At 51.9% G+C, this 24,366-nt stretch carries 24 protein-coding genes and 1 pseudogene; 13 read left to right on the plus strand and 12 right to left on the minus strand.

Translation table 11 applies throughout. The annotated features are described in order from the left end of the window. Window positions 1-71 precede the first annotated feature (71 nt). Window positions 72-980, plus strand: a complete 909-nt coding sequence (locus AC4IC4_RS11585; protein ID WP_491471141.1) for a LysR family transcriptional regulator — start codon at window positions 72-74, stop codon at window positions 978-980. Between the two features lie 36 nt (window positions 981-1,016). Here the strand turns inward: AC4IC4_RS11585 and AC4IC4_RS11590 are convergent, their stop codons facing one another. After that, entirely contained in the window at window positions 1,017-1,916 is a 900-nt protein-coding gene (locus AC4IC4_RS11590; RefSeq protein ID WP_015366637.1) for a LysR family transcriptional regulator, read from the minus strand. A 139-nt stretch (window positions 1,917-2,055) separates the two neighbouring features. Here AC4IC4_RS11590 and AC4IC4_RS11595 point away from each other — a divergent pair, with 139 nt between their 5' ends. From AC4IC4_RS11595 to AC4IC4_RS11640, 10 genes are all read left to right on the plus strand, one after another. Next, window positions 2,056-2,361: a superoxide dismutase gene (locus AC4IC4_RS11595; RefSeq protein WP_491472816.1), complete on the plus strand. Its 306-nt coding sequence runs from the start codon at window positions 2,056-2,058 to the stop codon at window positions 2,359-2,361. An 11-nt stretch (window positions 2,362-2,372) separates the two neighbouring features. Then, window positions 2,373-3,062: a type 1 glutamine amidotransferase domain-containing protein gene (locus AC4IC4_RS11600; RefSeq protein WP_015705388.1), complete on the plus strand. Its 690-nt coding sequence runs from the start codon at window positions 2,373-2,375 to the stop codon at window positions 3,060-3,062. 84 nt (window positions 3,063-3,146) lie between these two features. Then, on the plus strand, window positions 3,147-4,094 hold the full coding sequence (locus AC4IC4_RS11605) for an aldo/keto reductase (RefSeq protein WP_491471142.1): 948 nt from the start codon (window positions 3,147-3,149) through the stop codon (window positions 4,092-4,094). A 101-nt stretch (window positions 4,095-4,195) separates the two neighbouring features. Then, on the plus strand, window positions 4,196-5,230 hold the full coding sequence (locus tag AC4IC4_RS11610; protein ID WP_491471143.1) for an amidohydrolase family protein: 1,035 nt from the start codon (window positions 4,196-4,198) through the stop codon (window positions 5,228-5,230). A gap of 150 nt (window positions 5,231-5,380) precedes the next feature. Further along, on the plus strand, window positions 5,381-5,953 hold the full coding sequence (locus tag AC4IC4_RS11615) for an NAD(P)H-dependent oxidoreductase (RefSeq protein WP_032674800.1): 573 nt from the start codon (window positions 5,381-5,383) through the stop codon (window positions 5,951-5,953). A gap of 2 nt (window positions 5,954-5,955) precedes the next feature. Next, window positions 5,956-6,975: an aldo/keto reductase gene (locus AC4IC4_RS11620; protein WP_491471144.1), complete on the plus strand. Its 1,020-nt coding sequence runs from the start codon at window positions 5,956-5,958 to the stop codon at window positions 6,973-6,975. Between the two features lie 38 nt (window positions 6,976-7,013). Beyond that, on the plus strand, window positions 7,014-7,391 hold the full coding sequence (locus tag AC4IC4_RS11625; RefSeq protein WP_023292403.1) for a DUF1330 domain-containing protein: 378 nt from the start codon (window positions 7,014-7,016) through the stop codon (window positions 7,389-7,391). A 36-nt stretch (window positions 7,392-7,427) separates the two neighbouring features. Continuing rightward, window positions 7,428-8,033: an NAD(P)H-dependent oxidoreductase gene (locus AC4IC4_RS11630; RefSeq protein ID WP_491472817.1), complete on the plus strand. Its 606-nt coding sequence runs from the start codon at window positions 7,428-7,430 to the stop codon at window positions 8,031-8,033. A gap of 40 nt (window positions 8,034-8,073) precedes the next feature. Then, window positions 8,074-8,769, plus strand: coding sequence for an antibiotic biosynthesis monooxygenase (locus tag AC4IC4_RS11635; RefSeq protein WP_204278856.1), 696 nt, complete (start codon window positions 8,074-8,076; stop codon window positions 8,767-8,769). 15 nt (window positions 8,770-8,784) lie between these two features. Continuing rightward, the gene (locus AC4IC4_RS11640) at window positions 8,785-9,588 is read left to right on the plus strand and encodes a carboxymuconolactone decarboxylase family protein (protein ID WP_491471145.1); all 804 of its coding nucleotides are present in this window, start codon (window positions 8,785-8,787) and stop codon (window positions 9,586-9,588) included. A 355-nt stretch (window positions 9,589-9,943) separates the two neighbouring features. Here the strand turns inward: AC4IC4_RS11640 and AC4IC4_RS11645 are convergent, their stop codons facing one another. From AC4IC4_RS11645 to AC4IC4_RS11690, 10 genes and pseudogenes are all read right to left on the minus strand, one after another. Continuing rightward, window positions 9,944-11,035, minus strand: coding sequence for an HBL/NHE enterotoxin family protein (locus tag AC4IC4_RS11645; protein WP_491471146.1), 1,092 nt, complete (start codon window positions 11,033-11,035; stop codon window positions 9,944-9,946). Window positions 11,036-11,070: 35 nt separating this feature from the next. Further along, window positions 11,071-11,958, minus strand: coding sequence for a hypothetical protein (locus AC4IC4_RS11650; RefSeq protein WP_491471147.1), 888 nt, complete (start codon window positions 11,956-11,958; stop codon window positions 11,071-11,073). Window positions 11,959-12,069: 111 nt separating this feature from the next. Further along, window positions 12,070-13,212, minus strand: coding sequence for an HBL/NHE enterotoxin family protein (locus tag AC4IC4_RS11655; RefSeq protein WP_048991623.1), 1,143 nt, complete (start codon window positions 13,210-13,212; stop codon window positions 12,070-12,072). 245 nt (window positions 13,213-13,457) lie between these two features. Continuing rightward, the gene (locus tag AC4IC4_RS11660; protein WP_024908520.1) at window positions 13,458-13,727 is read right to left on the minus strand and encodes a hypothetical protein; all 270 of its coding nucleotides are present in this window, start codon (window positions 13,725-13,727) and stop codon (window positions 13,458-13,460) included. A 559-nt stretch (window positions 13,728-14,286) separates the two neighbouring features. After that, window positions 14,287-14,364, minus strand: a pseudogene (locus AC4IC4_RS11665) (recombinase family protein); the annotation flags it as partial. 17 nt (window positions 14,365-14,381) lie between these two features. Continuing rightward, window positions 14,382-14,708, minus strand: a complete 327-nt coding sequence (locus AC4IC4_RS11670; RefSeq protein ID WP_491471148.1) for a Silver-binding protein — start codon at window positions 14,706-14,708, stop codon at window positions 14,382-14,384. A gap of 180 nt (window positions 14,709-14,888) precedes the next feature. Then, on the minus strand, window positions 14,889-18,032 hold the full coding sequence (gene silA, locus AC4IC4_RS11675; protein WP_491472818.1) for a Cu(+)/Ag(+) efflux RND transporter permease subunit SilA: 3,144 nt from the start codon (window positions 18,030-18,032) through the stop codon (window positions 14,889-14,891). A 10-nt stretch (window positions 18,033-18,042) separates the two neighbouring features. Further along, window positions 18,043-19,293 (minus strand): efflux RND transporter periplasmic adaptor subunit, encoded by a 1,251-nt coding sequence (locus tag AC4IC4_RS11680; protein WP_491471149.1) that lies wholly within the window; start codon window positions 19,291-19,293, stop codon window positions 18,043-18,045. Between the two features lie 11 nt (window positions 19,294-19,304). Continuing rightward, window positions 19,305-19,646: a cation efflux system protein CusF gene (cusF, locus tag AC4IC4_RS11685; protein ID WP_208762882.1), complete on the minus strand. Its 342-nt coding sequence runs from the start codon at window positions 19,644-19,646 to the stop codon at window positions 19,305-19,307. Between the two features lie 28 nt (window positions 19,647-19,674). Then, window positions 19,675-21,060, minus strand: coding sequence for an efflux transporter outer membrane subunit (locus tag AC4IC4_RS11690; RefSeq protein WP_491471150.1), 1,386 nt, complete (start codon window positions 21,058-21,060; stop codon window positions 19,675-19,677). A gap of 162 nt (window positions 21,061-21,222) precedes the next feature. Between AC4IC4_RS11690 and AC4IC4_RS11695 the strand changes: the two genes are divergently transcribed. Both AC4IC4_RS11695 and AC4IC4_RS11700 read left to right on the plus strand, forming a co-directional pair. Next, on the plus strand, window positions 21,223-21,906 hold the full coding sequence (locus tag AC4IC4_RS11695) for a copper/silver response regulator transcription factor (protein ID WP_024908527.1): 684 nt from the start codon (window positions 21,223-21,225) through the stop codon (window positions 21,904-21,906). Beyond that, window positions 21,896-23,350, plus strand: a complete 1,455-nt coding sequence (locus AC4IC4_RS11700) for a Cu(+)/Ag(+) sensor histidine kinase (protein WP_491471151.1) — start codon at window positions 21,896-21,898, stop codon at window positions 23,348-23,350. Before AC4IC4_RS11695 ends, AC4IC4_RS11700 begins: the two co-directional genes overlap by 11 nt. A gap of 3 nt (window positions 23,351-23,353) precedes the next feature. On the opposite strand, the gene AC4IC4_RS11705 is transcribed toward AC4IC4_RS11700, so the two are convergent. Then, window positions 23,354-24,259 (minus strand): LysR family transcriptional regulator, encoded by a 906-nt coding sequence (locus tag AC4IC4_RS11705; protein WP_491471152.1) that lies wholly within the window; start codon window positions 24,257-24,259, stop codon window positions 23,354-23,356. Between the last annotated feature and the right edge of the window lie 107 nt (window positions 24,260-24,366).

A 24,366-nucleotide genomic window follows, 5' to 3' on the forward strand; every position in this document is an offset into this window, starting at 1 on the left:
ATCGGTCTATGGTGTATATCATTTCCGTATCAACACATTCGCGCCTTAACGCACAAGGAAAACGATTCTGTATGCAAATAAGCAGAGCTGATGTCGCCGATCTCATTTATTTCATGGCTATTGCACGTCATCGCAGTTTCAGCCGTGCGGCGATTGAATTAGGTGTCAGTGCATCAGCGCTTAGTCATGCCCTGAAGGGACTGGAATCACGGCTCGGGGTTCGCCTCCTTAATCGCACGACCAAGAGCGTTACACCTACGGCTGCAGGTGAAGAACTGGTTCAGTCTGTCCTTCAGCCTTTCGACAAGATAGAAGGCGCGCTTGAATCGCTTAACCGGTATCGTAATACCCCTACCGGACGTATCCGCATCAATGCTGCCGTTGAAGCGGCCAATCTTTTGCTTGCGCCAGTTATGCCCGCGTTTATGGATCGCTATCCCGATATTGAAATCGATATTGTGGCCAGCAACCGTATGGTTGACGTCACTGATGCGGGCTTCGATGCCGGTATCCGCTATGGTGGCACGGTCCCGGAAGACATGGTTGCCCGGCGTTTATCTGCCGATATTCGCTGGGTTATCGCAGCATCCCCCGACTATCTTGAACGCTACGGAACGCCTGAATATCCGGATGATTTATTACACCATCGTTGTATAAGCAATCGTCTCGGCGACGATCGGATTTATCGCTGGGAACTTGAGCGAGACGGCGAAACGTACCAAATCACTGTGCCAGGCTCTGTGACGGTCAATCAGGCTGAAACGGGCCTTGTGGCCGTCTTAGGCGGAGCCGGCCTGATGTATTTTCCGGAGCCTCTTGTTGCACCCTATGTGAAAGATGGACGGCTCCGCCTGGTGCTTACGGAATGGTCCCCGCTGGAGGAAGGTTTTCATATCTATTATTCAAGCCGCCGGCAACTGCCGACCGGGCTTCGCCTTCTGATTGAGTTCATACAGGAGGCCAGGCCGCTGGGGTTGTGAAATAGCGTCGCCATACTGAACGAGGCGTTATCGTCTTTATCGCCCCGTAGCGGATATAAGAAAATCAATCAGGGCCTTCACTCTTTTCGTTTTACCCGCGTTTTTGGGGTAATAGAGATAGACTGGCGGGTAAGTTTTCCAGTAACTCTCCATCACGGGGATAAAGTGCTCCCTGTCAGGCTGTAACTGCCAGATGGGTTCAAACAAGCGTCCAATTCCCAGCCCGTTACGGATCCCGTCAGCCATAACGTCGATATCGTTACTGATTAACTGCCCGGGCATCTCAACCGTCAACTGCTCTCCGCGATCGTTAAGAATCAACGGAAGGATGCGGTTGTTAGTGATAAAACGGTAGCCAATGAGCTTGTGTTGACTGAGGTCAGCCGGCACCTCGGGCATTCCATGCTCGCTAATATAAGCTGAGGATGCATATAACCCTTCACGAAAGGGTTTCATTAACGGCCGCGCCACCACCCCACCTTCGAGGATATCGCCAAAACGGATCCCAAGATCAAAACGCTCTTCAATAACATTCACGGTACCGTCGTAAACCGAAATTTCAAGCTGTATACCCGGATATTGCTGACAGAATTTCGCCATTGCAGGCTTAAGAATTAACAGATAGGCAAAACGCGAGAGCGTGATTCGCACGATACCAGAGGGCTCCTGATTCTGGTCGCGAATGCTTTCAAGCGAATGTTCCAGCGACTCCACCGCCGCAGCGGTCTGTTCCAGCAACAGCTGCCCGGTTTCCGTCAGCTCAATACGGCGGGTCGTACGCACAAAAAGCGGATGGCCAATATGATCTTCCAGCAGCTTAAGCGCATTGCTGACGGAGGGAGGCGTAATTTCCAGTTTTCTTGCGGCTGCCGAAATATTGCCCTCACGTGCAATGCTCTGAAAGATGCGTATCTGGTTATACAGGGCGTTATTCATAATGTGTTCCTAAAGCAATCTCCGCCAGATTATTAAGTACAGTCTAAAGATGCTTAAGTCAATGCTCCTCTAATATTCGTGAAATTCGCCTCTTATACTTTTATCTCTTTCTACAACGACCTGAGTTCAGGAGACTATGATGCGAATTTTATGTCTGGATATCCCCGAACCTGGAGCATCGCTGGAAAAATATGCTCCACACCTTAACGCTGAAGCGCTACACGCCTGGGGATTGTATAAATCCGGCTTCATCCGCGACATCTACTTCCGTCAGGACAGACCTGGCGTCGCTATTTTTCTTGAATGTGACTCTGTCGATGAAGCGATGAACGTAATGGCCGAATTCCCGCTGGCAAAAGCTGGCTTATTAAGCTTTGAGTGCATTCCGCTTGGCTCCTTTATTAACTGGGAAAATCTCTTTGCCGCTGAATTTAAAAATAAATAGTGAGGCCCGATATGAAACCTGCAGATAAACCCGTGCTGTGTGTCGTTTCCAGTCATCCGATTAAAGGCGCATCCGGTGTACCAACCGGTTTTTTCCTGGCTGAGCTGACGCATCCGCTGAAAGTACTGGAAGATGCCGGACTAAAAACGACGATAGCCAGCATTCGCGGGGGACAGCCGCCGGTGGATGGATTTGACCTCAGTGACTCTGTCAACGCCTGGTTCTGGAACGAAACCGATTTTCAGCAGCGCCTGGCCACAACGCCTGCGTTATCTGAGCTGAACGGTTCCGATTACAGCGCCGTTTTCTTTGCGGGCGGGCATGGAACCATGTGGGATTTCCGCGACAGCCATGATGCCCAGCGTATTATCCGCGAAGTGTATGAAAGTGATGGGATTGTCTCAGCCGTCTGCCACGGGCCTGCGGCACTGGTTGACGCAAAGCTCAGCAGCGGCGAATACCTGGTGAAAGGCAAAAACGTGGCGGCCTTTACCAACAAGGAAGAGGAAGAAGTTCACACCACAGATGTGGTTCCCTACCTGCTTGAGACTGCACTCCGCGAGCATGGCGCGCTTCATCATGAAGCCCCGAACTGGTCTGAAAACGTGGTTACCGACGGACGCCTTATCACGGGGCAGAATCCCGCTTCAGCGCACGGTGTCGGTGTGGCGCTGTTAAATGCCCTCCGCCAGCCAACTTAATTCATTCATCTGTCTTTCATCGTTACTCACCCTCTTTGGCCGGTTTACGTCAGCAACGTTCCGGCCTTTTTTCAGGAGCTGAATATGAAAACTCTTCCTCCAGTCGCGCTGGGCACATGGTCCTGGGGCACAGGTTTCGCCGGTGGCGACACCGTCTTCGGCAATCATCTTTCTGATACTCAGATGGCAGACGTGTTCACCACGGCCATGAGTAAGGGTCTCAACCTCTGGGATACCGCAGCAGTATATGGCATGGGGAGTTCCGAGGCAGCGCTGGGAACATTAGTCCGTCAGTTCCCCCGCGAGGATATGATTTTATCCACCAAATTCACGCCGCAGATTGCGAACGAGCAGTCTGCACAGCCTGTCAGCGATATGCTTGAGGCCAGCCTCGGACGCCTGGGCGTGGACGCGATTGATATCTACTGGATCCATAATCCCCTCGACGTCGAAAAATGGACGCCAGGACTGATCCCACTTTTACAAAGCGGTAAGGTAAAACGCGTAGGTGTTTCCAACCACAATCTGGCACAAATCAGACGCGCCAATGAAATCCTTAACGCTTCCGGTTATTCCCTCAGTGCAGTACAGAATCATTACAGCCTGCTTTATCGCGCCTCTGAAGAGGCCGGGATCCTTGATTATTGCCGACAAAATAACATCACGTTCTTTGCTTACATGGTCCTGGAGCAAGGCGCGCTCAGTGGTCGTTATGATTCAAATCATCCCATGCCTGCCGGGAGTGGCCGGGCCGAAAGTTATAACGCTGTACTGCCGCAGATTGAAAGATTAACCGCCGCCATGAAAAAAATGGGAGCCGAAAGGAATGCCAGCGTTGCACAGATAGCCATCGCATGGGCTATTGCAAAAGGTACCCTTCCCCTCGTTGGTGCGACTAAAGCCCATCACGTGCTGGACGCCGCCTGCGCTTCAGACATCCAGTTACGCGATGAGGAAATCATCCTGCTGGAACAACTCGCCGCAGAGACCAGAGTGGATACACGAGGCGCCTGGGAAAAACCGATGGTGTAAAGTCCATCCGGAACAGACTGTCATGAATCACATTCACGTAGGACAGTTCCGGGCGATCCTAATCTGTATCACTTTTACTGCTTTGTATGAAGGGTGAGAATATGAAAATCATTTGCCTTGAAGAACATTATCTCGACAGCGAGTTAGGGCGAGCGTGTATGCCTGTTGCGCTTGAGCAGGCGCCTTTCCTTGGCGACTGGGGGAAAACCGTCGCTGATGGTCATAATCCTGACCGAAGCCGGCCGCAGATAGAAAAGAATGCGCTGATAAACGTGAAAGGCGCTGATTTGGGAAGCCGCCGCCTCAGGGATATGGATGAGGCTGGAATTACCCTGCAGATACTCTCTGTGGGCGGATTCCCCCAGCTGGCACACGAGGATGAAGCGGTAACATTAAATACGGCGGCAAACGATCGCCTTGCCGGGGCGGTAAGAAATCACCCGGATCGCTTCGCGGCATTTGCCACACTTCCCTGGGCACAGCCGAAAGATGCTGAAAATGAGCTTGTCCGCGCAGTTGAAAAATTGGGGTTTAAGGGGGCTCTTCTGAATGGCCGACCCTCTTCATGCTTTCTCGATCATCCTGACTATGACTCCCTGCTTTCCCGCTTTAATAAACTGAATGTGCCACTCTATCTTCATCCCGGATTACCGTTTAAAAGCGTGCAACAGGCCTACTTCACGGGCTTCAGCGCAGAGGTCAACGCCCGGCTCTCTATGTTTGGCTGGGGCTGGCATCACGAAGCCGGGATCCATTTGTTACGGCTTATGTTATCGGGCGCATTTGATAAATATCCCCACCTGCAGGTAATCAGTGGCCACTGGGGGGAGATGCTGCCCTTCTGGCTGCAGCGTCTTGATGACAGCCTTCCACTGGCTGCAACGGGTCTGTCACGCACGCTAACGAGAACCTTCCAGGAGCACGTTTACGTTACCCCGTCAGGTATGCTGTCGCTGCCGCACTTCCAGTTTATCTACGCGTTAATGGGGGCAGAAAGGATCCTGTTCTCCGTCGATTATCCCTATCAGACCCTGGACGGTGTAAAAACCTTTATCGACAGTCTGCCCGTCAACAAGGCTGAAAAAGAGGCCATCGCATTTCGCAATGCAGAACGTTTACTGGGCATCACGGCGTAGTTCACGGGTTCGTGATGACCGGTACAATGAGAACAGTCGACCATTATTAGTTTTTGTCTAAAAGTAAATGAGTCTTTACTGCTCTAAAAAAAACAATGGTGTCACTCTATACTGGGTTAAACATTCACCAAATATATTTAACTCATTGAAATGAAAAATATCCTTATTGTTTCAGGCCATCCTGAGCTTACCCATTCCGTCGCCAATGCCACGATCCTTGATGAAGTGGCGACCGCCCTTCCCGATGCTGAAATTCGTCGTCTGGACTGGCTCTATCCGGACGGCAAATTCAATATCGCTGCGGAGCAGGAAAGCCTGCTCAGGGCCGATGTGATTGTCTGGCAGTTTCCTTTTTCCTGGTATGGGCTGCCCGGGTTAATGAAACAATGGCTGGACGAGGTCTTTGTCCACGGCTTCGCGCATGGCTCAACGGCGAAACTGGGCGGTAAAAAGCTGCTCCTCTCCTTCACTACAGGGGCGCCACAGGCGCTCTATACCGCTGACGGTTTCTTTGGCCATGCCATTGAAGAGTATCTTATTCCGTTCGAGACCACGGCAAAACTGTGCAATCTTGAGCTGCTGGCGCCGGTTTATACCTGCGGTATCAGCTATGCCGACCGGGATGCCGACAAAATCGCGCAGCAAAAAACGCTTGCCCGGGAACACGCTTCAAGGCTTGTCGATCTGCTCAATTCCGTCGTGAATAATCCAGAGGGAGAATAACGATGCAGTATACCCGGCTCGGTAAAAGTGACTTACTGGTCTCCCGCATCTGTATGGGATGTATGGGGTTTGGCGACCCGTTAACGGGCCAGCATCGCTGGACGCTGGACGAAACAGCAAGCCGGGACATCATCCGCTACGGTCTCGAAAAGGGTATCAATTTTTACGATACCGCCATCGCCTATCAGAACGGCTCCAGCGAGCGATACGTTGGCCGGGCGCTGCGGGAGATGGCTAAACGCGAGGACGTGGTGCTGGCCACCAAGTTTCTGCCGCGAACCGCCGCGCAAATTGCCGCGGGGATCGGCGGAAAAGAGGCAATAGCCCGATCGCTCGATCAGAGCCTGCAGAATCTGGGGATGGACTACATCGACCTCTACATCTACCACATCTGGGATTACAACACGCCGGTTATCGAGGTGCTTGAAGCGCTGCATGCCGCCGTTACTGCGGGCAAAGTGCGCGCTATTGGTATTTCCAATTGCTATGCCTGGCAGCTTGCGAAAGCGAACGTCCTTGCCGAACGCGAAGGGCTGACGCCCTTTGTTTCCGTGCAAAGCCACTACAACCTGATTATGCGTGAACATGAACGAGAGCTCTTCGGTCTGTGCGCTGAGGATGATATCGCCATGACCCCCTATAGCGCGCTCGCCAGCGGCCGTCTCGCCCGGAAAGAAGGCCACACGCGGCGAGCCACCGAGGATGCCTATGCCCGCGGAAAATATGACAGCACGGCTGAACAGGATCGGATCATTATCGAGCGCGTCGCCGAGCTTGCTGAACGACAGAGGGTGTCCATGACGGAAATCTCACTCGCCTGGCTGCTGACAAAAGTCACGTCACCTGTCGTAGGGGCCACAAAAAAAGATCACGTCGATGGCGCGGTAAACGCCGTAAATCTTCAACTGAGCCCGGAGGAAATCCGGTTTCTGGAAGAAACCTACCAGCCGCACGTTCTGACGGGGATCATGGCGCAAAACACGCCGCAAACGAAAGACGCCAGGCAGGTCTGGACGCGGTAGCCCTTATTCACTTTCATGAAAGCTTATGAGGAGGAAGGATGATTTTTAAAACAGTGGTAGCCACTCTTTTCACCCTCTCCGGGCTCGCGTCAGCCCTGGCAGCAACGCCTGCTTATTACATCGCAGAGTTTCAGGCGACCGATCTTGACGCTATCAAACCGTACAGCGCTCAGGTTGAATCTACCTTCAGACCTTTTGGTGGACGCTTCATCGTCAGAGGAGGTGAACCCGATGTTAAAGAAGGGTTTGGAGCACAGGGCAGACTGGTTGTAATCAAGTTTGAGAGTCTCAAAAATGCCCAGGACTGGTATAGCTCGGCCGCATACCAGAAGATCATTCCTATCCGACACCGTGCCGGCAATTCGCGAACCTATATCGTAGAAGGATTGCCAGAACTGGCTCCTGTTACACCATAGCGTTTTACAGTCCTGTTAAGACAAAGGAGGTTTATGATGGTGTTACTTCAGCGCAGAGCAGCAGCATTGTTTTTGTTTGCCTTTATCTTCCTCATGCCCGCTAGTCATGCTCATAGCCGTGAAAAGACCGACATTAAAACGCTCGTTATCGTCTCTCACCCTTATCCGGAACGCTCAGTTCTGACAAAAGGGCTGCAGGAAGCCGCTGAGAGTATGGAAGGCGTGACGGTTCGCAACCTTGAGACGCTGTATGGCTATGACACACGTCGGATTAATGGCGACGCGGAGCGAAAAATGATGCGTGAGAACAGGCGTGTTGTTTTTATCTTCCCTACACACTGGTTCAACATTACACCAATGATGAAGGCCTGGCTGAATGAAACCTGGGGAAGTGTCGGACCCGGTCTTTGGCAGGGAAAGGAGATGTTTATTGTCAGTACGGCTGCGGGGGGAAGCTCCACTTACGGGCCGGACGGCAGGATCGGGGTATCGCTTGCGGATGTGTTTTTACCGATGAAGGCAAGCGCCCTGCATGCAGGTATGACGTGGCTTCCTCCCCTGGTCTTTGAGAGCGCCAGCAGCGATCGGTTACCTTCTTACCAACACCAACTTATAGAACGTCTTAAACAGCCATTTCAGTAAAAGGATCATCGTGAAAAAGACTCTTATGCTTTTAATTTGCATGCTGATAAGCAGCCCTGTCTTTGCAACAAAACTGGACGCGCCGGATAAGCGAGTGATGAATCTCTTTGAGCTCGGCGTCAGGCCCGATCGGGACAAAGATTTTGCAGACGTAGCCAGACAGACGATTTCAGCTTCGGTTGATCATGAAGTAGGTACGCTGGCGATGTACGCCCTGCACCGCAGCGACAATCCACATAAGGCATTCATGGTCGAACTCTATGAAAACGAGAGTGCTTACCGCAAACATCTAAATGCTGAACCATACAAGGCATTCGCTGCCCGGGCACCTGACATTATCGATTGGAAAAATAAAATCACTCTGGAGCCCCAATTTCTGGGGGACAAACACATCATACCGAATGAGCGAACCATTAATAATCTGGTGATCGTCGAGGTAAAGCCTGAATTTCAGACCGAATTTAAAAACATCGTCATGCCTGAAATGGCTGAGTCACTCAAAGTAGAGAAAGGCGTGTTAGCCATGTATTCCGCTACAGACTCGCAGACTCCGAACCGCTGGTATTTCTATGAGATTTACGCCAGTGAGGAAGCGTATCAACTGCACCGACAAACGCCACACTTCCGTGACTATCTCAGGCAAACGGCGCATATGAGCACCAGTAAGGACGCTATCCCGGTAAAACCGGTATTTCTTCGTAACAAAGGCGGAATCAAACAGGATCCGCACCGTTGACCAGTAAGGATTGACATGAAAAGCGTAATTGCAGCAGCGGCCATGTCGCTTGTTATTTCTGATTTTTCTAATGCTGAGGAAACAAGAGGTAAAACTATGATGAAAATTGAACCTTCAGCGATTTCTGAAGCTGATATTCGTTCTGTCTCACCGGCTCTTGCGCGCTTTGGTCGAGAAGCTATTACTGAAGATCTGTGGACACGCGATGCCCTCTCGCCCAGGGATCGTAGTATGGTGACCGTCGCCATGCTAATTGCCAGAAACCAGCCTGGCGACCTTAAGCACTATATAGACATTGCCCTTGATAATGGTGTTACGCCAGCGGAGTTGTCAGAAATCATTACCCATCTGGCGTTCTACTCAGGTTGGCCAAATGCAATGTCAGCCGTCAGCGTGACCAAAGCAGTATTTGAAACTCGTGGCGTCACGGCAGATGCACTTCCTGACGCTTCTCCGGACCTGCTTCCTCTCAATCAGGAAGCAGAAAAGCAGCGTTCAGAGACAGTGGAAAAAAATGTTGGCCCAATATCTCCGGGCCTGGTTAAATTCACTGCAGATCCACTGTTCCTGGATCTCTGGCAAAGACCCGCGCTGAAACCCCGCGACAGAAGCCTGATTACGGTCAGCGCGTTAATCGCATCCGGACAGAGCGCGCAGATTGGCTATCACCTCAATAGAGCAATGGATAATGGACTTTCTGTTGAGGAAGCTGGTGAGATCGTTACCCAGGCCGCCTTCTATGCTGGCTGGCCAAACGCATTTACCGCTGCTCCGGTTGTCGGAGAGGTGCTAAACAATCGATCATCGAGTAAAAGGTAATATTACTGAACACTAAAACCTGACGCACATCACAAAATTAGAACGATCAGTTCATGAACCAACAGACGTGACATCGAGTGATTTATGGACAGCGTTTAACACAGTTATGAACCAAAACTGAGTTCATAACTGTGAGTTTGAATCGCCATTTGATTAATATCCATTTAAAACAGTTTGTTATACTGTTTCTGGTGCTGTCGTAAATTATGTATATTCCTCAAACCCAGAATAGTTAAATCACGTTGATTGTTAACTTACGCTGTTTTGTACCACCCACCTTCAACCAACAGTGCTGACGCTATACCTGTTCTAAAAAGCTTTTCTGCCCGGCGGTTGCCGGGCAGCTCTTCGCCTTTCATGCACTCGACTTCAGTTCATTTGCGGGAACAGTATTAAAAGGCAGCGGCCCTAACTGCATCACGCTTCCCGCCTGATCGCCTAGCTGTTGCCACTGGCGTTTCATCGCGCTCAGCCTCAGTGCCAGATACCCTTTTGAACTCTGCTGCAGGTCGGCCAGCGTTTGCTGGTAGCTATCAGCAACGGTCTGCCATCCGTTGACCAGCAGCTTAGCGGCATCAATGGCAGACTGAGAAAGTCTTTCACTGGCCGTCAACTGGTTATAAACCGTGTCAAAAACAGCCACTTCCAATTCAAGCCCGACGAGATTGGTCAACGTTGTGCTGTACTCTTTTTGCGCTTTGACGATATCGGCAGAGCTTATGGTCATCGCCAGCGTTCCGCCCGCGACCAGGGTAATACCGGCAGCCAGAAGCGTTTGCGTTGCCCCACCGGTTTCGATAATTGTTGTGGCCGCAATGACAATCATGCCGATCCCTATAATGTCGCTCACCGCTCCCGCCGAAATCTGCACAATATCTGCATCCATCTGTTTATTCAGATCGTTTAGCTTCTGCCGAAGTGCCGATATTTCCCCTTTATCACCGGTAATTTGCGTCTGCACGATTTCTTTAGCCGCTTTAAATGTGCTCTGACTGCTGTTGATCCCATTCACATAAACCTGGACGTTATCGACAAACACCCCCGTGGAAGTGACGTTTTTCTGAGCAAGAAAAAGCAACTGCTGGATGCCCTGCTGGATATAAGGAAGCTGGCTTTTATCCCCCATGTCATATTTTTGTGCCGCCGGAAGAAGTGCATCGACATAAGCCCCCACCTGATTCGAAAAATTACGCACATTCACCAGAGAAGAGATGGCCGCCGGATTAATCGAGGATAACCATTCCTGCGCCTGATCGCGCGCAATAGCCTGCTGTGCAGGAAGATCAGGTAAAATATCTAAATGAATGTTGGGTTGACATAATACAGTGCTCGCATAAGTCTGTTGAGCAATCGATGAAGCACCAATGCCCTGAATACCTGTCATTAAGGTATTGGTTGATGATGATTCAGTATCATTTTTCACAGCTGCAATGGCTTGCATGATCATAATGAAAACCTCAAAGTCGTTAATTGGTTTTTGCCTTACTGCAATTGCTCAACGGTGCGCATCACTTCCTGCCAGTTCGCCTGCACGGTATTAACGGAGACGATAAGAAAATCCGCAGTCACCTGTTGTTGGGTGACCTCCGACAGCTCGGCCGTCACGGTTTGCCAACCATATTGAAGAGATTGTGTCAGGCCACACAAAATAGCGGTTCCTTTGGTCAATGCGTTCAGTGCATCACTGGTGGCGCCGAGCTGTCCTATTTCCTGATAAAGCCTCTCCGTTTCCTGTTGCGCCTGACCAATCGCCCGCTCTGTGCTTTGCACATAGCCTGTTAATTCCATAATGGCGGTGCCAATCCCAAGAGTAAAAATGCCGATGATAATTTCCATCCGCTTTTTACTTTCAAGCTCAGCATTCAGCGCATTCAGCTGAGCGTTAAGAGCTTCTAATCTTGCCCGATCGGCAGCTAATAACTGTTGCGCCCTTTGCTGATCGGCTAGCAAGTTCCTTGAGTCCGTCGTAATGTCATTATTAAAGGAAATAACAACCTCATTGAAATTATTCAGAGAGGCGGATAGCGGCGCGCTATCGGAGAGTAATTGCTTAATCTGCCCCTGAGCTTTTGTGAGATATCCCTGTCCGTCAGGACCATTTAATTCAGAACGGATGTTAGCAACCGTAGAATCCAGCTCGTCTCCAAACCTGATAACCTCGGAATACAACGAATCCATTTTCACCACAATGTCAGACAGATAATAATTCGCATGATTGTGGACGGAGACAATATTTTCATTCAGGTCGGAGATCTGCGGATCGTTAATGGGCGGAAGCTGTTCTAATTGTTGTGCGACCAGCTTCATCTGTTGACGCACATTTTGTTGAGCCGTTAATGCCTGAGTAAAGCTGACTTTTAATGCTGGCATACTCTGAACCTTAGACAAGGGTCTTTTATTGGCATCATCGTGAAACGATGCGTCCGGTTTGTCTGTTAAAACAATCAGACCCTCACGGGCCTGATTGATGATTGATGAACGCTATGCAGCAGCCAGCCGTGCAAACGTCGCCGTTGGGTTAGGCAACAGGATCCCACCGCTGGTAACCGATGCGTTGCTGACCGGTAAAGAACCATAATCCAGGAGTTTACGGGCATGATTGCCAACATCATCCCAGTCCGCTTTCGCCGCATTGAGTTGCGCGATCAGGAAATAACCTAAATCGGGGGTCGCGCTGGTCAGCGCCGACTGGAAGACAATAAAGTCCTGTTCAAGCGTCTGCCAACCTGCCAGTAAAGAACCCGCGGCCTGAACCGCAGCGGATGCCTGGCCTGAAAGGTTCTGAACAATCGTATTCACGTTTTTGGTGGCAGAATACTGTTGTTGTAGTTTTGTTCTGGTCGTAATGGCCGTGCTGAGCGCGCTGGTTTGCTTGGCATAGTCAACTCCCCCGGCAATGGCAACACCAGCACCGGCTCCAACGACCACCAATCCACCGACAATCAGTGCGGTACTGACACCTGCGGTCGCAATTTCCGCCAGTGCCCCCACGGCAATCATTAATCCCCCTACTACTGCGGCGGTTGAACCCGCTGCAATCATAGTCAAGTCTTTACTCATGGCGGAATTAATAGCGTCGATTTGTTTCCCCAGTGCGGCAATTTGCCCGTCTTTACCGGCTAATGCCGCCTCTGCCGTCGAAAAATCACTGGCGAAATTGCGGGCATCTTCGGCAAGCGTGGTCTGGAACCCCCCCACTGAATTAACCACGGTATGCGTAGCGGTTTGTTTTTGAGCGACCAACGCCTGAAGTTGCTGAACACCCAGTTTAAAAGTATTAATTGATGCTGTGTCCGAAGGGTTTTGCTGTATTTTTACCGCCAGCTTAACCAAAGGATCATAATAGGAATCAAAATTGTTAGAGAAGCTCACAATATCCGTATTGGTTGAGATCATTTGCGGCTGTATGACATCACGCCAGGATGTGGCATGGTCTCTGGCCTTTGCCTGATGTTCCGGTAGATCGGGTAATATATCAGGCAGAGAGAGATCGGCCTGTGTTAAAATGGTGCCAACATAGTTTTGAATGATCACAGCTGCCGTGGTTGAGGCATCAGCACTCGCTTTCATGTTATTACTGTTAATCGACGGATTAGTGCCGGCCTGTAGAATATGATTTAGCATTATTAAATACCTTTTCCGTTACTAAGATCGGAGTGAACTCTTAGAACTCAGTTAAATATAAAACATATTGACCGTGGCTAATCAGGTCATTTCATACCAAGGAAATCGCGTTTTAATCTCACGACTTCTTTCAATAAGTGGATTAAAGCAAAATCAACTTAATAAAAATCACTTATTTACGAAAAGACCGTCAAAGCCTGGAATGTTTTCCTAAATCACGCATTGACACAGTATTGATTGAAAGTTCAGATTCGGGTGATCCCGACAATATGCGGAGCCCCCTGCAAAGGCTGGAAGATTTCAACAATAGACTCCCACACCACTAAAGCAGGCGGAATTGAAGCAAGGCACTTGAAGCGATAATTTGTCCCGGCCACTAACTGCGTTGAGACGGCCTGCGGCTCATACGTCACACCAACAAATCCCGCCATGGCTTCTTTAAATACCTGCCAATCTTTTTCGGTCAACGTATGATAAGCCGTCCAGCCACCAACAATAGTCTCTTGATTCGACATGATATTGCCTCGATATTAGTCATCCTACTCATTTGGCTTTTCGGAGTTCGCCCCATTTATTTTGAAATGGTTTCTGGAATCCATTTATTTCCATAAGGATTTGTAAAGAAAAAGAACCACCAACTTCAATCTGGCAGAAGCTGCTTGTGATATATTTTATATTTTGGCTGGTGCAATAACTGGAAATCAGAACGTTCTTAAATATGAGTGGTGCAATCATTTCCCGCAACTGACTTTAATAATACGGAATTTCATTTTACTGCACCATGGGTTACATGGTGCAATGCGCTACTTAATGACATAAGCAAAGTATTAATGATGGCTATATCATCTTAATCCAGAGCAATACCTCAAGTGATTAATTATTATCAGAATAAACACCCCCTCACCCAGAAAAGGCAAAGAAAAATCACTTCCGTTTTAAACTAACAATTAAGCAATCATTAACGGTTAATTTATTTATTAACCAAAGCTTAATTATGTAAATATTTTAAATTTTGATTTGTCGACCTTTTTTCGGCTGGAATAAAAAACCCGCAGAGTCACCTGCGGGTTTTCAAATTGCCGTGCCGCCCATTTTCGCGACCACATGCAGACGGTACACTTCAGCAGGATCGATGGAGGGTTTACGGCCTCGAGAGGCTTCGCAGCGGATTAATTCTCTGTCATCTGGCGACGATGTTGTTGCGCCTGCTGCTGATGGCTGACCGAAGACTGGCCGTTATTCGCCGTCTCGTGTGCAATCGCCGCTTTCTCGTGTTCATTCATCTCGGAAAACGACGTCGCTGTTTCGTTAGTACCGCATGGACGGGTTTTGATCATCTCCTTATGCATTTCCGCCATGCCCTGGCTCGAATCCGATGTGTTGCTTTGCATCATGTCATGAGACATTGCTGCCTGTTCACGATTGTTGGTCTCTGCAGCCCAGCTGGATGCAGAAACTGCCAGGATGGCAATAACAGATAAAACGATCTTTTTCATGGTTGTATCTCCGAAGTTAAAGTGCCAGACATATGGGGCCTTATTTATGATTTAATTATAAAAAACAGCCCCTGTTTATCGCGTGACGGGCTGATGACAATTCTGTCAGAGGCGATCTCCCTCCCCCTTTAGTTCAGCGCAGAATAAAAAAAGGACACCTTTCAGTGTCCTTTATGTTCATCACATGTGTTTTTTATGCCTGCGCAACCAAATTAACTTATACGCCGCAGGAATAATAAACAGCGATAGCAGCGGAGCCGTGATCATCCCGCCAATCATGGGCGCCGCTATCCGGCTCATGACTTCTGACCCGGCACCGGTACCCCACAGAATGGGCAGCAGACCGGCAATAATCACCGCGACGGTCATCGCCTTTGGCCGCACGCGCAGCACCGCGCCATGATAAAGAGCGTCATCTAGCCCCTGTTCGGTGAACGTTTCCCGATGGGATAACGCCGGGTGCGCTTCAATGGCATGACGCAAATACATCAGCATGACCACCCCAAATTCTGCCGCTACCCCGGCCAGAGCGATAAAACCGGTGCCGGTTGCCACAGACATATGGAAGCCCTGCCAGTAGAGGAACCATATTCCTCCGACCAGGGCGAACGGCAAGCTCATCAGGATCAGCAACGCTTCATCCACGCGACGGAACGCCAGATAAAGCAGAATGAAGATGATCATCACCGTCATCGGCACCATCAGCTTCAGTTTCTTGTTGGCGTGTTCGAGCAGTTCAAACTGTCCGGAGAATGAGACGCTGGTACCCGGTCTCAGCTTTACGTTCTGACTGATAGCCGTTTTAATGTCGTTCACCACCGACACCATATCCCTGCCGCGGGCATCGATATAAATCCAGCTCGCAGGTCGGGCATTCTCCGTTTTTAGCATCGTGGGGCCGGAAACCACGTTGATATCCGCCACATCGCCCAGCGTGATCTGCTGTTTCATCGGCGTGAGGACAGGCATCTGCTTCAACGCGCTCGGGCTGTTCCGGTAGTCCTGAGGATAGCGAATATTAATCGGGTATCGGGCGACGCCTTCCACCGTTTCACCCACCGTCGCCCCGCCGATGGCCGAGGCGACAAAGAGCTGCACATCACCCACCGTCATCCCGTAGCGGGAGGCTTTTTCCCGGTTGATATCGACATCAATGTAGCGCCCGCCCTCCAGACGTTCAGCCAGGGCAGACACCACGCCCGGCACCGTTTTGGCTACCGCCTCGATGCTCTGCGCCGTGGCGTCAATATCCGACAGAACGGTACCTGACACTTTGATACCGATGGGGCTTTTGATCCCGGTCGAAAGCATGTCTATCCGGTTACGAATGGGCGGAACCCAGAGGTTCGCCAGGCCCGGCAAACGAACGGTCTTGTCTAGCTCGTCAACGATCTTGTCAATCGTCATGCCGGGCCGCCACTGATCCTCAGGCTTGAGCTGAATGGTGGTTTCCACCATTTCGAGCGGCGCGGAATCCGTTGCCGTTTCGGCCTTGCCGGTTTTGCCAAACACCGAGGCCACTTCAGGCACGGTTTTGATGAGCTTGTCCGTTGTCTGTAACAGCGCGGCAGCTTCAGCCGGAGAGACGCCCGGCAATGTTGACGGCATATACAGCAGGTCACCTTCATTTATCTTTGGCAGGAACTCGCCGCCCACCTGGCTCAGGGGCCAGATCACCGTGAAGATGGATAAGGCCGCAGCCAACAGGGTTGTTTTAGGCCAGTGGAGCACACGAATCAGTAGCGGATGATAGGCTTTAATCAGTAGCCTGTTCAACGGGTTACTGGTCTCTGCGGGGATTTTACCCCGGATCCAGAATCCCATCAGGATGGGGATAACAATGATGGCCAGCGCGGCCGCGCCCGCCATGGAGTACGTTTTTGTGAAGGCCAGCGGACCAAACAGCCGCCCTTCCTGACCCTCAAGGGTAAAGATAGGAATGAAGGACAAGGTGATAATCAGCAGGCTGATAAACAGCGCGGGGCCAACCTCGACAGAGGCGTTGGTGATCACCTTCCAGCGCGTGGCGTTATCAATCTGCTCTCCCGGATGCTGGTGATCCCACTCTTCCAGCCGTTTGTGCGCGTTTTCAATCATCACGATAGCGGCATCCACCATCGCGCCGACGGCAATGGCAATGCCTCCCAGCGACATGATATTGGCGTTCAGTCCCTGGAAACGCATGACGATAAAGGCAATACACAGGCCAAGCGGCAGAGAGATAATCGCCACCAGCGCCGAGCGAACGTGCCACAGGAACAGGGCGCAGACGATGGCCACCACGATAAACTCTTCGAGCAGCTTGGAACTCAGGTTGTCGATTGCCCGATCGATGAGCTGGCTGCGATCGTAGGTAGTCACAATCTCAACCCCTTCCGGCAGGCTGGCCTTCAGCGTCTCCAGCTTATCTTTCACCGCCGTGATGACCTCGCGCGCGTTTTTGCCCGAACGCAGGATCACCACGCCGCCCGCCACTTCACCCTGCCCGTTCAGCTCGGCAATACCGCGCCGCATTTCCGGCCCCGTTTGTACGCGGGCAACATCACGAAGGTAAATCGGTACCCCGTTCTCGCCAGTTTTCAGGACGATGTTATTGAAATCGTCCATCGTCTGCAGATAACCGCTGGCCCGGACCATATACTCCGCTTCCGCCATTTCAACTGACGATCCCCCTGCCTCCTGGTTAGACGACTCAAGGGCCTGCTTAACCTCCGGCAGACTAATGCCGTACTGAGCCAGTTTTAACGGATTGACCTGGATCTGATACTGCTTCACCACGCCGCCGACGGAGGCCACTTCAGCCACGTTCGGGATCGTTTTCAGTTCAAATTTCAGGAACCAGTCCTGCAACGAGCGTAACTCGGCGAGATCGTGTTTTCCGCTGCGATCCACCAGCGCATACTCAAATATCCAGCCCACGCCCGTGGCATCAGGGCCGATCTCTGAGCTCACACCGGCAGGGAGTTTGCCCTGAACCTGGTTCAGATACTCCAGCACGCGCGAACGGGCCCAGTACAAATCGGTACCATCTTCAAAAATGACATAGACATACGAATCACCAAACTGCGAAAAACCGCGCACGGTCTTTGCGCCGGGAACCGACAGCATGGTGGTGGTGAGTGGATAGGTCACCTGGTTTTCAACAATCTGCGGAGCCTGGCCGGGATAGCTGGTTTTGATAATCACCTGAACGTCAGACAGATCGGGCAAGGCATCGACCGGGGTGTTGATGATGGTCCATGTCCCCCAGACGCTGAGGAAGAGCGCCCCCATCATGACCAGGAAACGGTTGGCGACTGACCGCCGGATAATCCATTCAATCATCATCGTCTCCTTAATGGCCAGAATGCGCGCCGTCAGCCGTTTCAGCGTGACGCATGCGCTCCAGCGCGCCGGTAATATTGGCCTCCGAGTCAATCAGGAACAGACCGCTGACCACTACCGACTCTCCCTCTTCCAGTCCGCTACCAATGCCGGACTGCTGCTGAGCTTCATGCAGAACGTGGATCCTTTTCGGCACAAAACTCCCGTCCGCATCAACGGTAATAACGCGCTGTTCTTTGCCGGTATCGATTACGGCCTGGGAGGGGATCAACAGCATTTCCTGGCTTTGGGTATTTAGCTTCAGGTACGCATTCATGCCCGGTTTCAGCAGTTCATCCTTGTTAGAGACCTGCAGACGCACCTGCAGCGTACGGGTGGTTTGATCCACGCTCGGCAGAAGGCTCCACTTTTCAACCGGGAAGGATTTATCCGGATAAGCCGGTATGGAAACAGCAAACTGCGAGGTATCTTTCAGCAGATAAGCGATGGATTCAGGTACTGCCGCGCTGATCCAGACCGGATCCATTCCCTGAATTTGCGCCACCACCTTATCTTTGGAAATATTCATCCCGGTACGCAGGTCAAAGGCCGTGATCACCCCGTCGATAGGCGCCTTGATGGTAAACCGGGTCTGGATCGTTCGGGTCGCACGCAGCCTCTGAATATCGTCATCCGGCATTCCGGCCAGGCGAAGACGCTCCAGCACACCTTTTATTTGCGTTGGCGTTCCACCGGTGCCGGATAGCAGCAGAAACTCGCTCTGCGCTTCGACCCAGTCCGGAATGGTTATATCAATCAGCGGCGTGCCTTTCTTCACCTTATCGCCCGTCGTCAGCGGATACACTTTCTCCACGAACCCTTCCGCACGCGCCTGCACAATGACAAACTGATAGTCGTTATAGCTGACGTTGGCCGGGATCGTCTGGGCATAATTCAGCGTTCCGCGCGTCACCTTTTGCGTTTTTAATCCCAGGTTCTGAACCTGTGTCGGGTCGATACGTATTCCGGTGCTGCTTTTATCGTCATTTTCATCCGCATATTTCGGCACCAGATCCATATCCATAAACGGCGATTTACCGGGCTTATCGAATTTAACGTCGGGCTTCATCGGGTCATACCAGAAAAGCACCTTTCTTTCAGAGACGCTGTTTTCTGTTTTTTCAGACGAATGAAAAGCCTGCCATGCCGTTACCGATATCAGCCCTCCCGCAATCAGGCTGCTGACTATCATGGCAGCATATTTTATTTTTAATGAGGCCATGCCGTATCTCGCTATTTAATGCTCTTCAGTAAAGAGATATTGCCCTGCTGAACAAACGAAAAATCAACGTGACTGCCGACCTTTAAGGCGTTGATACTCTCATCGGCCTGAATAAAGGTGAAACGCATGGTCATCGCGGGCCAGCCAATCGCCGGGATGGCCTCATGAGAAATCGTGACTTTTTTATTTGTGAGATCAATGTCCTTCACGATACCGGTCCCGGTGATGAGCTGCTCTGAGCTCCCTTCGCTGGCAGCACTCATTCCCTCGTGCTGATGAACTTCAGCCTGGAGGCCAGCAGAAAACACAATAGAGATCGCACCGAATACAATAGCCTTAAGTGAATTGCGCATATTTATTTTCCTGTTTAATTAAATACCGTTATTCGACCCACCCGCCGCCGAGCGCGGTGAAGAGATTAATTTCATTAACCTGCCGGGCATAAATAAGGTCGAGAATATTTTTCTGCGTGGAGAAAAGAGAACGTTCCGCATCAAGCACTTCGATATAGCTGACCGCCCCGCTGGAATATAACCCTCTGGCCCGCTGCAGGGTGATGCGTAGCGAATCAAGATACCGCTGTTGCGCAGCAAGCTGCTGGTTAATGCTGTCCCGCAGCGCGAGCGCGTCGGCAACCTGTTTGAAGGCGGACTGAATTTTTTGTTCGTAATTCACAACCGACTGCTGCTGGCGAATTTCAGCCAGCTTCAGGTTGGCCTTATTCCTGCCCGCATTGAAAATGGGAATTTCGATTTTAGGAATAAAATTCCACATCCCGCTCCCTGACGTGAACAGGCTGGATAATTCCGTACTACCTGTGGAAAGCCCGCTGGTTAGTGATATGGACGGGAAAAAGGCAGCACGCGCGGCGCCGATATTCGCATCGGCCGCTTTAAGCTGGTACTCCGCCTCCATAATATCCGGGCGCTGTAACAGTATCGCTGAGGAAAGATGGGGAGGCAGTTTTACTGGCGCGACATCGCCGGCATTCATGCCGCTGTCGCCCGGGAGCGCGCGATACGTGCCGAGGACCAGCTGCAGGGCATTATTGGCCTGCGCCAGCTCTCCCTCTCGTTTGGCAATATCTGCCTGCGTGCTTTCGATCTGTCCCCTGGCCTGCTCCAGCGCCAGGACGTTCGTACTGCCCGTCACCAGCTGCTGCTCAACGAACGCATAAGACTGCTGGTAATTTGTCAGCGTTTCCCGCGCAATACGCAGCTGTTTATACGCCAGCTGCTGGTTGAAATAGCTTTGAGAAACGTTAGAGACGAGCAGGATATGCACCGCGCGCCGGGCCTCTTCGCTGGCGAAATAGTTTTGTTGGTCAGCCTCGCTCATGTTCCTCAGCTTGCCGAAGAAGTCGAGTTCATAGCTAAGCGCAAGGCCCGCGTCGTACTGCTGCGTGGTGGGTTTGTCACTTTTAAGCCCGCCGCTGTACGTGATACCCGAAGAGGCATTCAGCTGAGGATAACGGTCTGCATCCGTCACGTTGAACTGCGCCCGCGCCTCTTCAACCTTCAGGGCGGCCATTTTTACATCGCGATTGTTATTCAGGGCTTCCGTAATCAGCCCCGCTACCTGCGGGTCGGCAAAAAAGGTGCGCCAGCCGGTGTCCTGATAACCCGCCACCGCGGGCGTCAGGCCGTTGCGCGAGATTGAAAATTGCTGAGGTACCGGTGACGCCGGGCGCTGATAGTCGGGGGCCAGCGAGACACAGCCTGCCAGGATAAATACCGTACTGATGCTTAGTCGTTTTAACAGGAACATAACGGTCCAGATGAAGTCCAGAGTATTTTTAGGGCTACTCTACGGAACACATCCTGTTTGACGGGTGACAGGATAATGACAATGTTGTCATTTTTAACGTAAGTCATTGTGAACGGTCGCGGGCGCCATAGAATGTCATCAGCAGCCATTCTGGGGAGCATGATGAAAATACTGATCGTCGAAGACGAAATGAAAACCGGTGAGTACCTGTGTAAGGGGCTGACTGAAGCCGGGTTTGTTGTGGACCACGCGGATAATGGCCTGAACGGCTATCATCTCGCCATGACCGCTGAATACGATCTGCTGATTCTGGATATCATGCTGCCCGATGTGAACGGCTGGGACATTGTCCGTATGCTCCGCTCTGCCGGCAAAGGGATGCCCATTCTGTTACTTACGGCTCTCGGTACGATTGAACATCGGGTTAAAGGGCTGGAGCTGGGCGCGGATGATTATCTGATTAAGCCTTTCGCCTTTGCCGAGCTGCTCGCCAGGGTAAGGACGCTGTTAAGACGCGGAAATACGGTGATCGCGGAAAGCCAGCTTCAGGTGGCTGACCTGACGGTTGACCTCGTGTCGAGAAAGGTCAGCCGGGCCGGAAGTCGCATCCTGTTAACCAGCAAAGAGTTCAGCCTGCTGGAGTTTTTCATGCGCCATCAGGGAGAAGTGCTTCCCCGCTCCCTGATTGCCTCCCAGGTGTGGGACATGAATTTTGACAGCGACACAAACGCGATTGACGTGGCGGTAAAGCGGCTGCGCGCGAAAATCGATAACGATTTTGAACCGAAGCTGATCCAGACGGTGCGCGGCGTGGGCTATATGCTGGAGGTGCCGGATGCACGTTAAGCTTCCCCGGCGCCCCTTTTCTCTTGCCCTGCGGCTGACCTTTCTTATCAGTCTCTCCACTATACTGGCCTTTTTCGCCTTTACCTGGTTTATGCTCCATTCCGTTGAAAAGCATTTCGCCGAGCAGGATATCAGCGATCTGCAGCAAATCAGTACTGCGATGCACCGCATACTGCAATCACCGGCCGATCCCGATCAAAAGAAAATCAGCAAGATTAAAGAGTCGATCGCCAGCTACCGCAACGTGGCCGTCCTGCTTCTGGATCCGCAGGGCAATACCCTGTTCAGCTCGGCGCAAGGGGCGGCTTTGCGCCCGGCAATGAACACGGCGAACTTTAGCGAACACCGTCGCGCACAGGATGTGTTTCTCTGGACGGTAGAAGACCCGGCCAACCCCATGCACGCCGGGTCCGACATGAAAATGGAAACCTACCGGATTATCGCCTCTTCAGGCACGGCGACGCTGCAGGGAAAAACCCAGGACTACGTCATGCTGATCGGGCTCTCCATTAATTTTCATCTCCACTATCTTGAAGCGCTGAAAAAGAATCTCCTGGCGATTGCGGCGGTTATCAGCCTGCTGATTATCCTTGTCATTCGCATCGCGGTGCGCCAGGGACATTTGCCTCTGCGTAACGTCAGCAACGCCATAAAAAACATCACCTCTGAAAATCTGGATGCACGACTGGAGCCGTCCCGAGTACCCGTTGAGCTGGAGCAGCTGGTCATCTCCTTCAACCAGATGATCGAAAAGATTGAAGATGTCTTTACCCGTCAGGCTAACTTTTCCGCCGACATCGCGCACGAAATCAGAACCCCCATCACCAACCTGGTGACGCAAACGGAAATCGCGCTGAGTCAGAACCGCACTCCGAAGGAGCTGGAGGATGTGTTGTACTCCAGCCTGGAAGAGTACAACCGGATGACCCGCATGGTAAGCGACATGCTTTTCCTGGCGCAGGCGGATAACAATCAGCTCATCCCTGACCGGGTGATGTTTGATTTAAGCGCCGAGGTCATGAAAGTGTTTGATTTCTTCGAAGCCTGGGCGGAAGAACGTCACATCGCGCTGAAGTTTAACGGGATGCCCTGCCTGATAGAAGGCGATCCGCAGATGTTCAGAAGGGCCATAAATAATCTGTTATCCAACGCCCTGCGCTATACGCCAGCGGGCAAAACGGTGACGGTCTCACTGCGAAAACAGGATAACGACGTTGAGCTGGCGACAGAAAACCCCGGCACGCCGATCCCGCCGGCGCATCTGCCGAAGCTGTTTGACCGTTTTTATCGCGTCGATCCGTCCAGGCAGCGTAAAGGCGAAGGCAGCGGGATTGGGCTTGCTATCGTGAAGTCCATTGTCACCGCACATCAGGGAAAAGTCCGCGTGGAATCGGATGCGGTGTCGACGCGCTTCATCCTCACCGTGCCGGGGAAAGTGCTCTGAGCGTCAGCAAACAGCACGGCACACCTCAAGGACCTTTTCCCTGAGCCACCGGTGCGCCGGGTCCCTCTCCATGCGCGGATGCCACATCTGTGAAACCGTTATGGTCCGGGTCTTAAAGGGCAGTTCAAAGACGTGCACGCGCTCGGTCATCGCCTGATTGAGCAGATATAACGCCGGCACCATGGCAATCAGATCGGAGGCCAGCGCCACGGATAACGCCGTCGGAAAGCCGGGCACCACGCTGGCGACCTTGCGCTTCATCCCGCGCTCCGCCAGCGCCTCATCGACAAACCCGTGCAGCGATCCGTCCGGTGAGGCCACAACATGGCCCCAGGCGACATAGTCACTCAGGCTGACCTCCGGCTGCTCTGAAAGCGGATGCCCCTTGCGCACCGCGCCAACAAACCGATCCTGAAAGAGCCTTTGCAGCCGTATTTCAGGCCCCATGTTACCCTGCACGCCGATCTCCAGATCGACAAGTCCCTCACGCAAGTAGCGCGACGTTTTTTCCGGTTTCGGTGAGAAGCGGATGCACACCCCGGGCGCGACGCTCGCCACCGCAGCAATGAGCAGAGGCCCAAACGCCACCACAAAACCGTCGTTGGCCCGAATGGTGAACAGCCGTTCGAGGCTTTCCACCTTCATCGCGTCGGTGGAGGGTTGCAGCACCGCCCTCGCCTCATGCACGGCGCTTCTGGCGCGGTCCCGGGTGGCTTCGGCCCAGGGCGTCAACACCATGTGACGACCGGCCCGCACAAGGATCGGATCGCCGGTCACCTCCCGCAGCCGGCTCAGGGTGCGGCTCATGGCGGAGGTGCTCAGGCTCAAACGTCGCGCCGCGCCCGCCACGCTGGCTTCTGCCAGCAAAACGTCGAGCGCAACCAGAAGGTTAAAGTCAGGATCGGACACGATGGCTCCTCAGATATGGCGTTACGTGCAATGATTAAGTGCAAATGTTGCTTCTTCCGCCCTGTATACCGCATGATTATAGTTTCGTCATCACGATTCTTATTCGG

This window comes from Enterobacter sp. Taxon_2 (assembly GCF_058355295.1).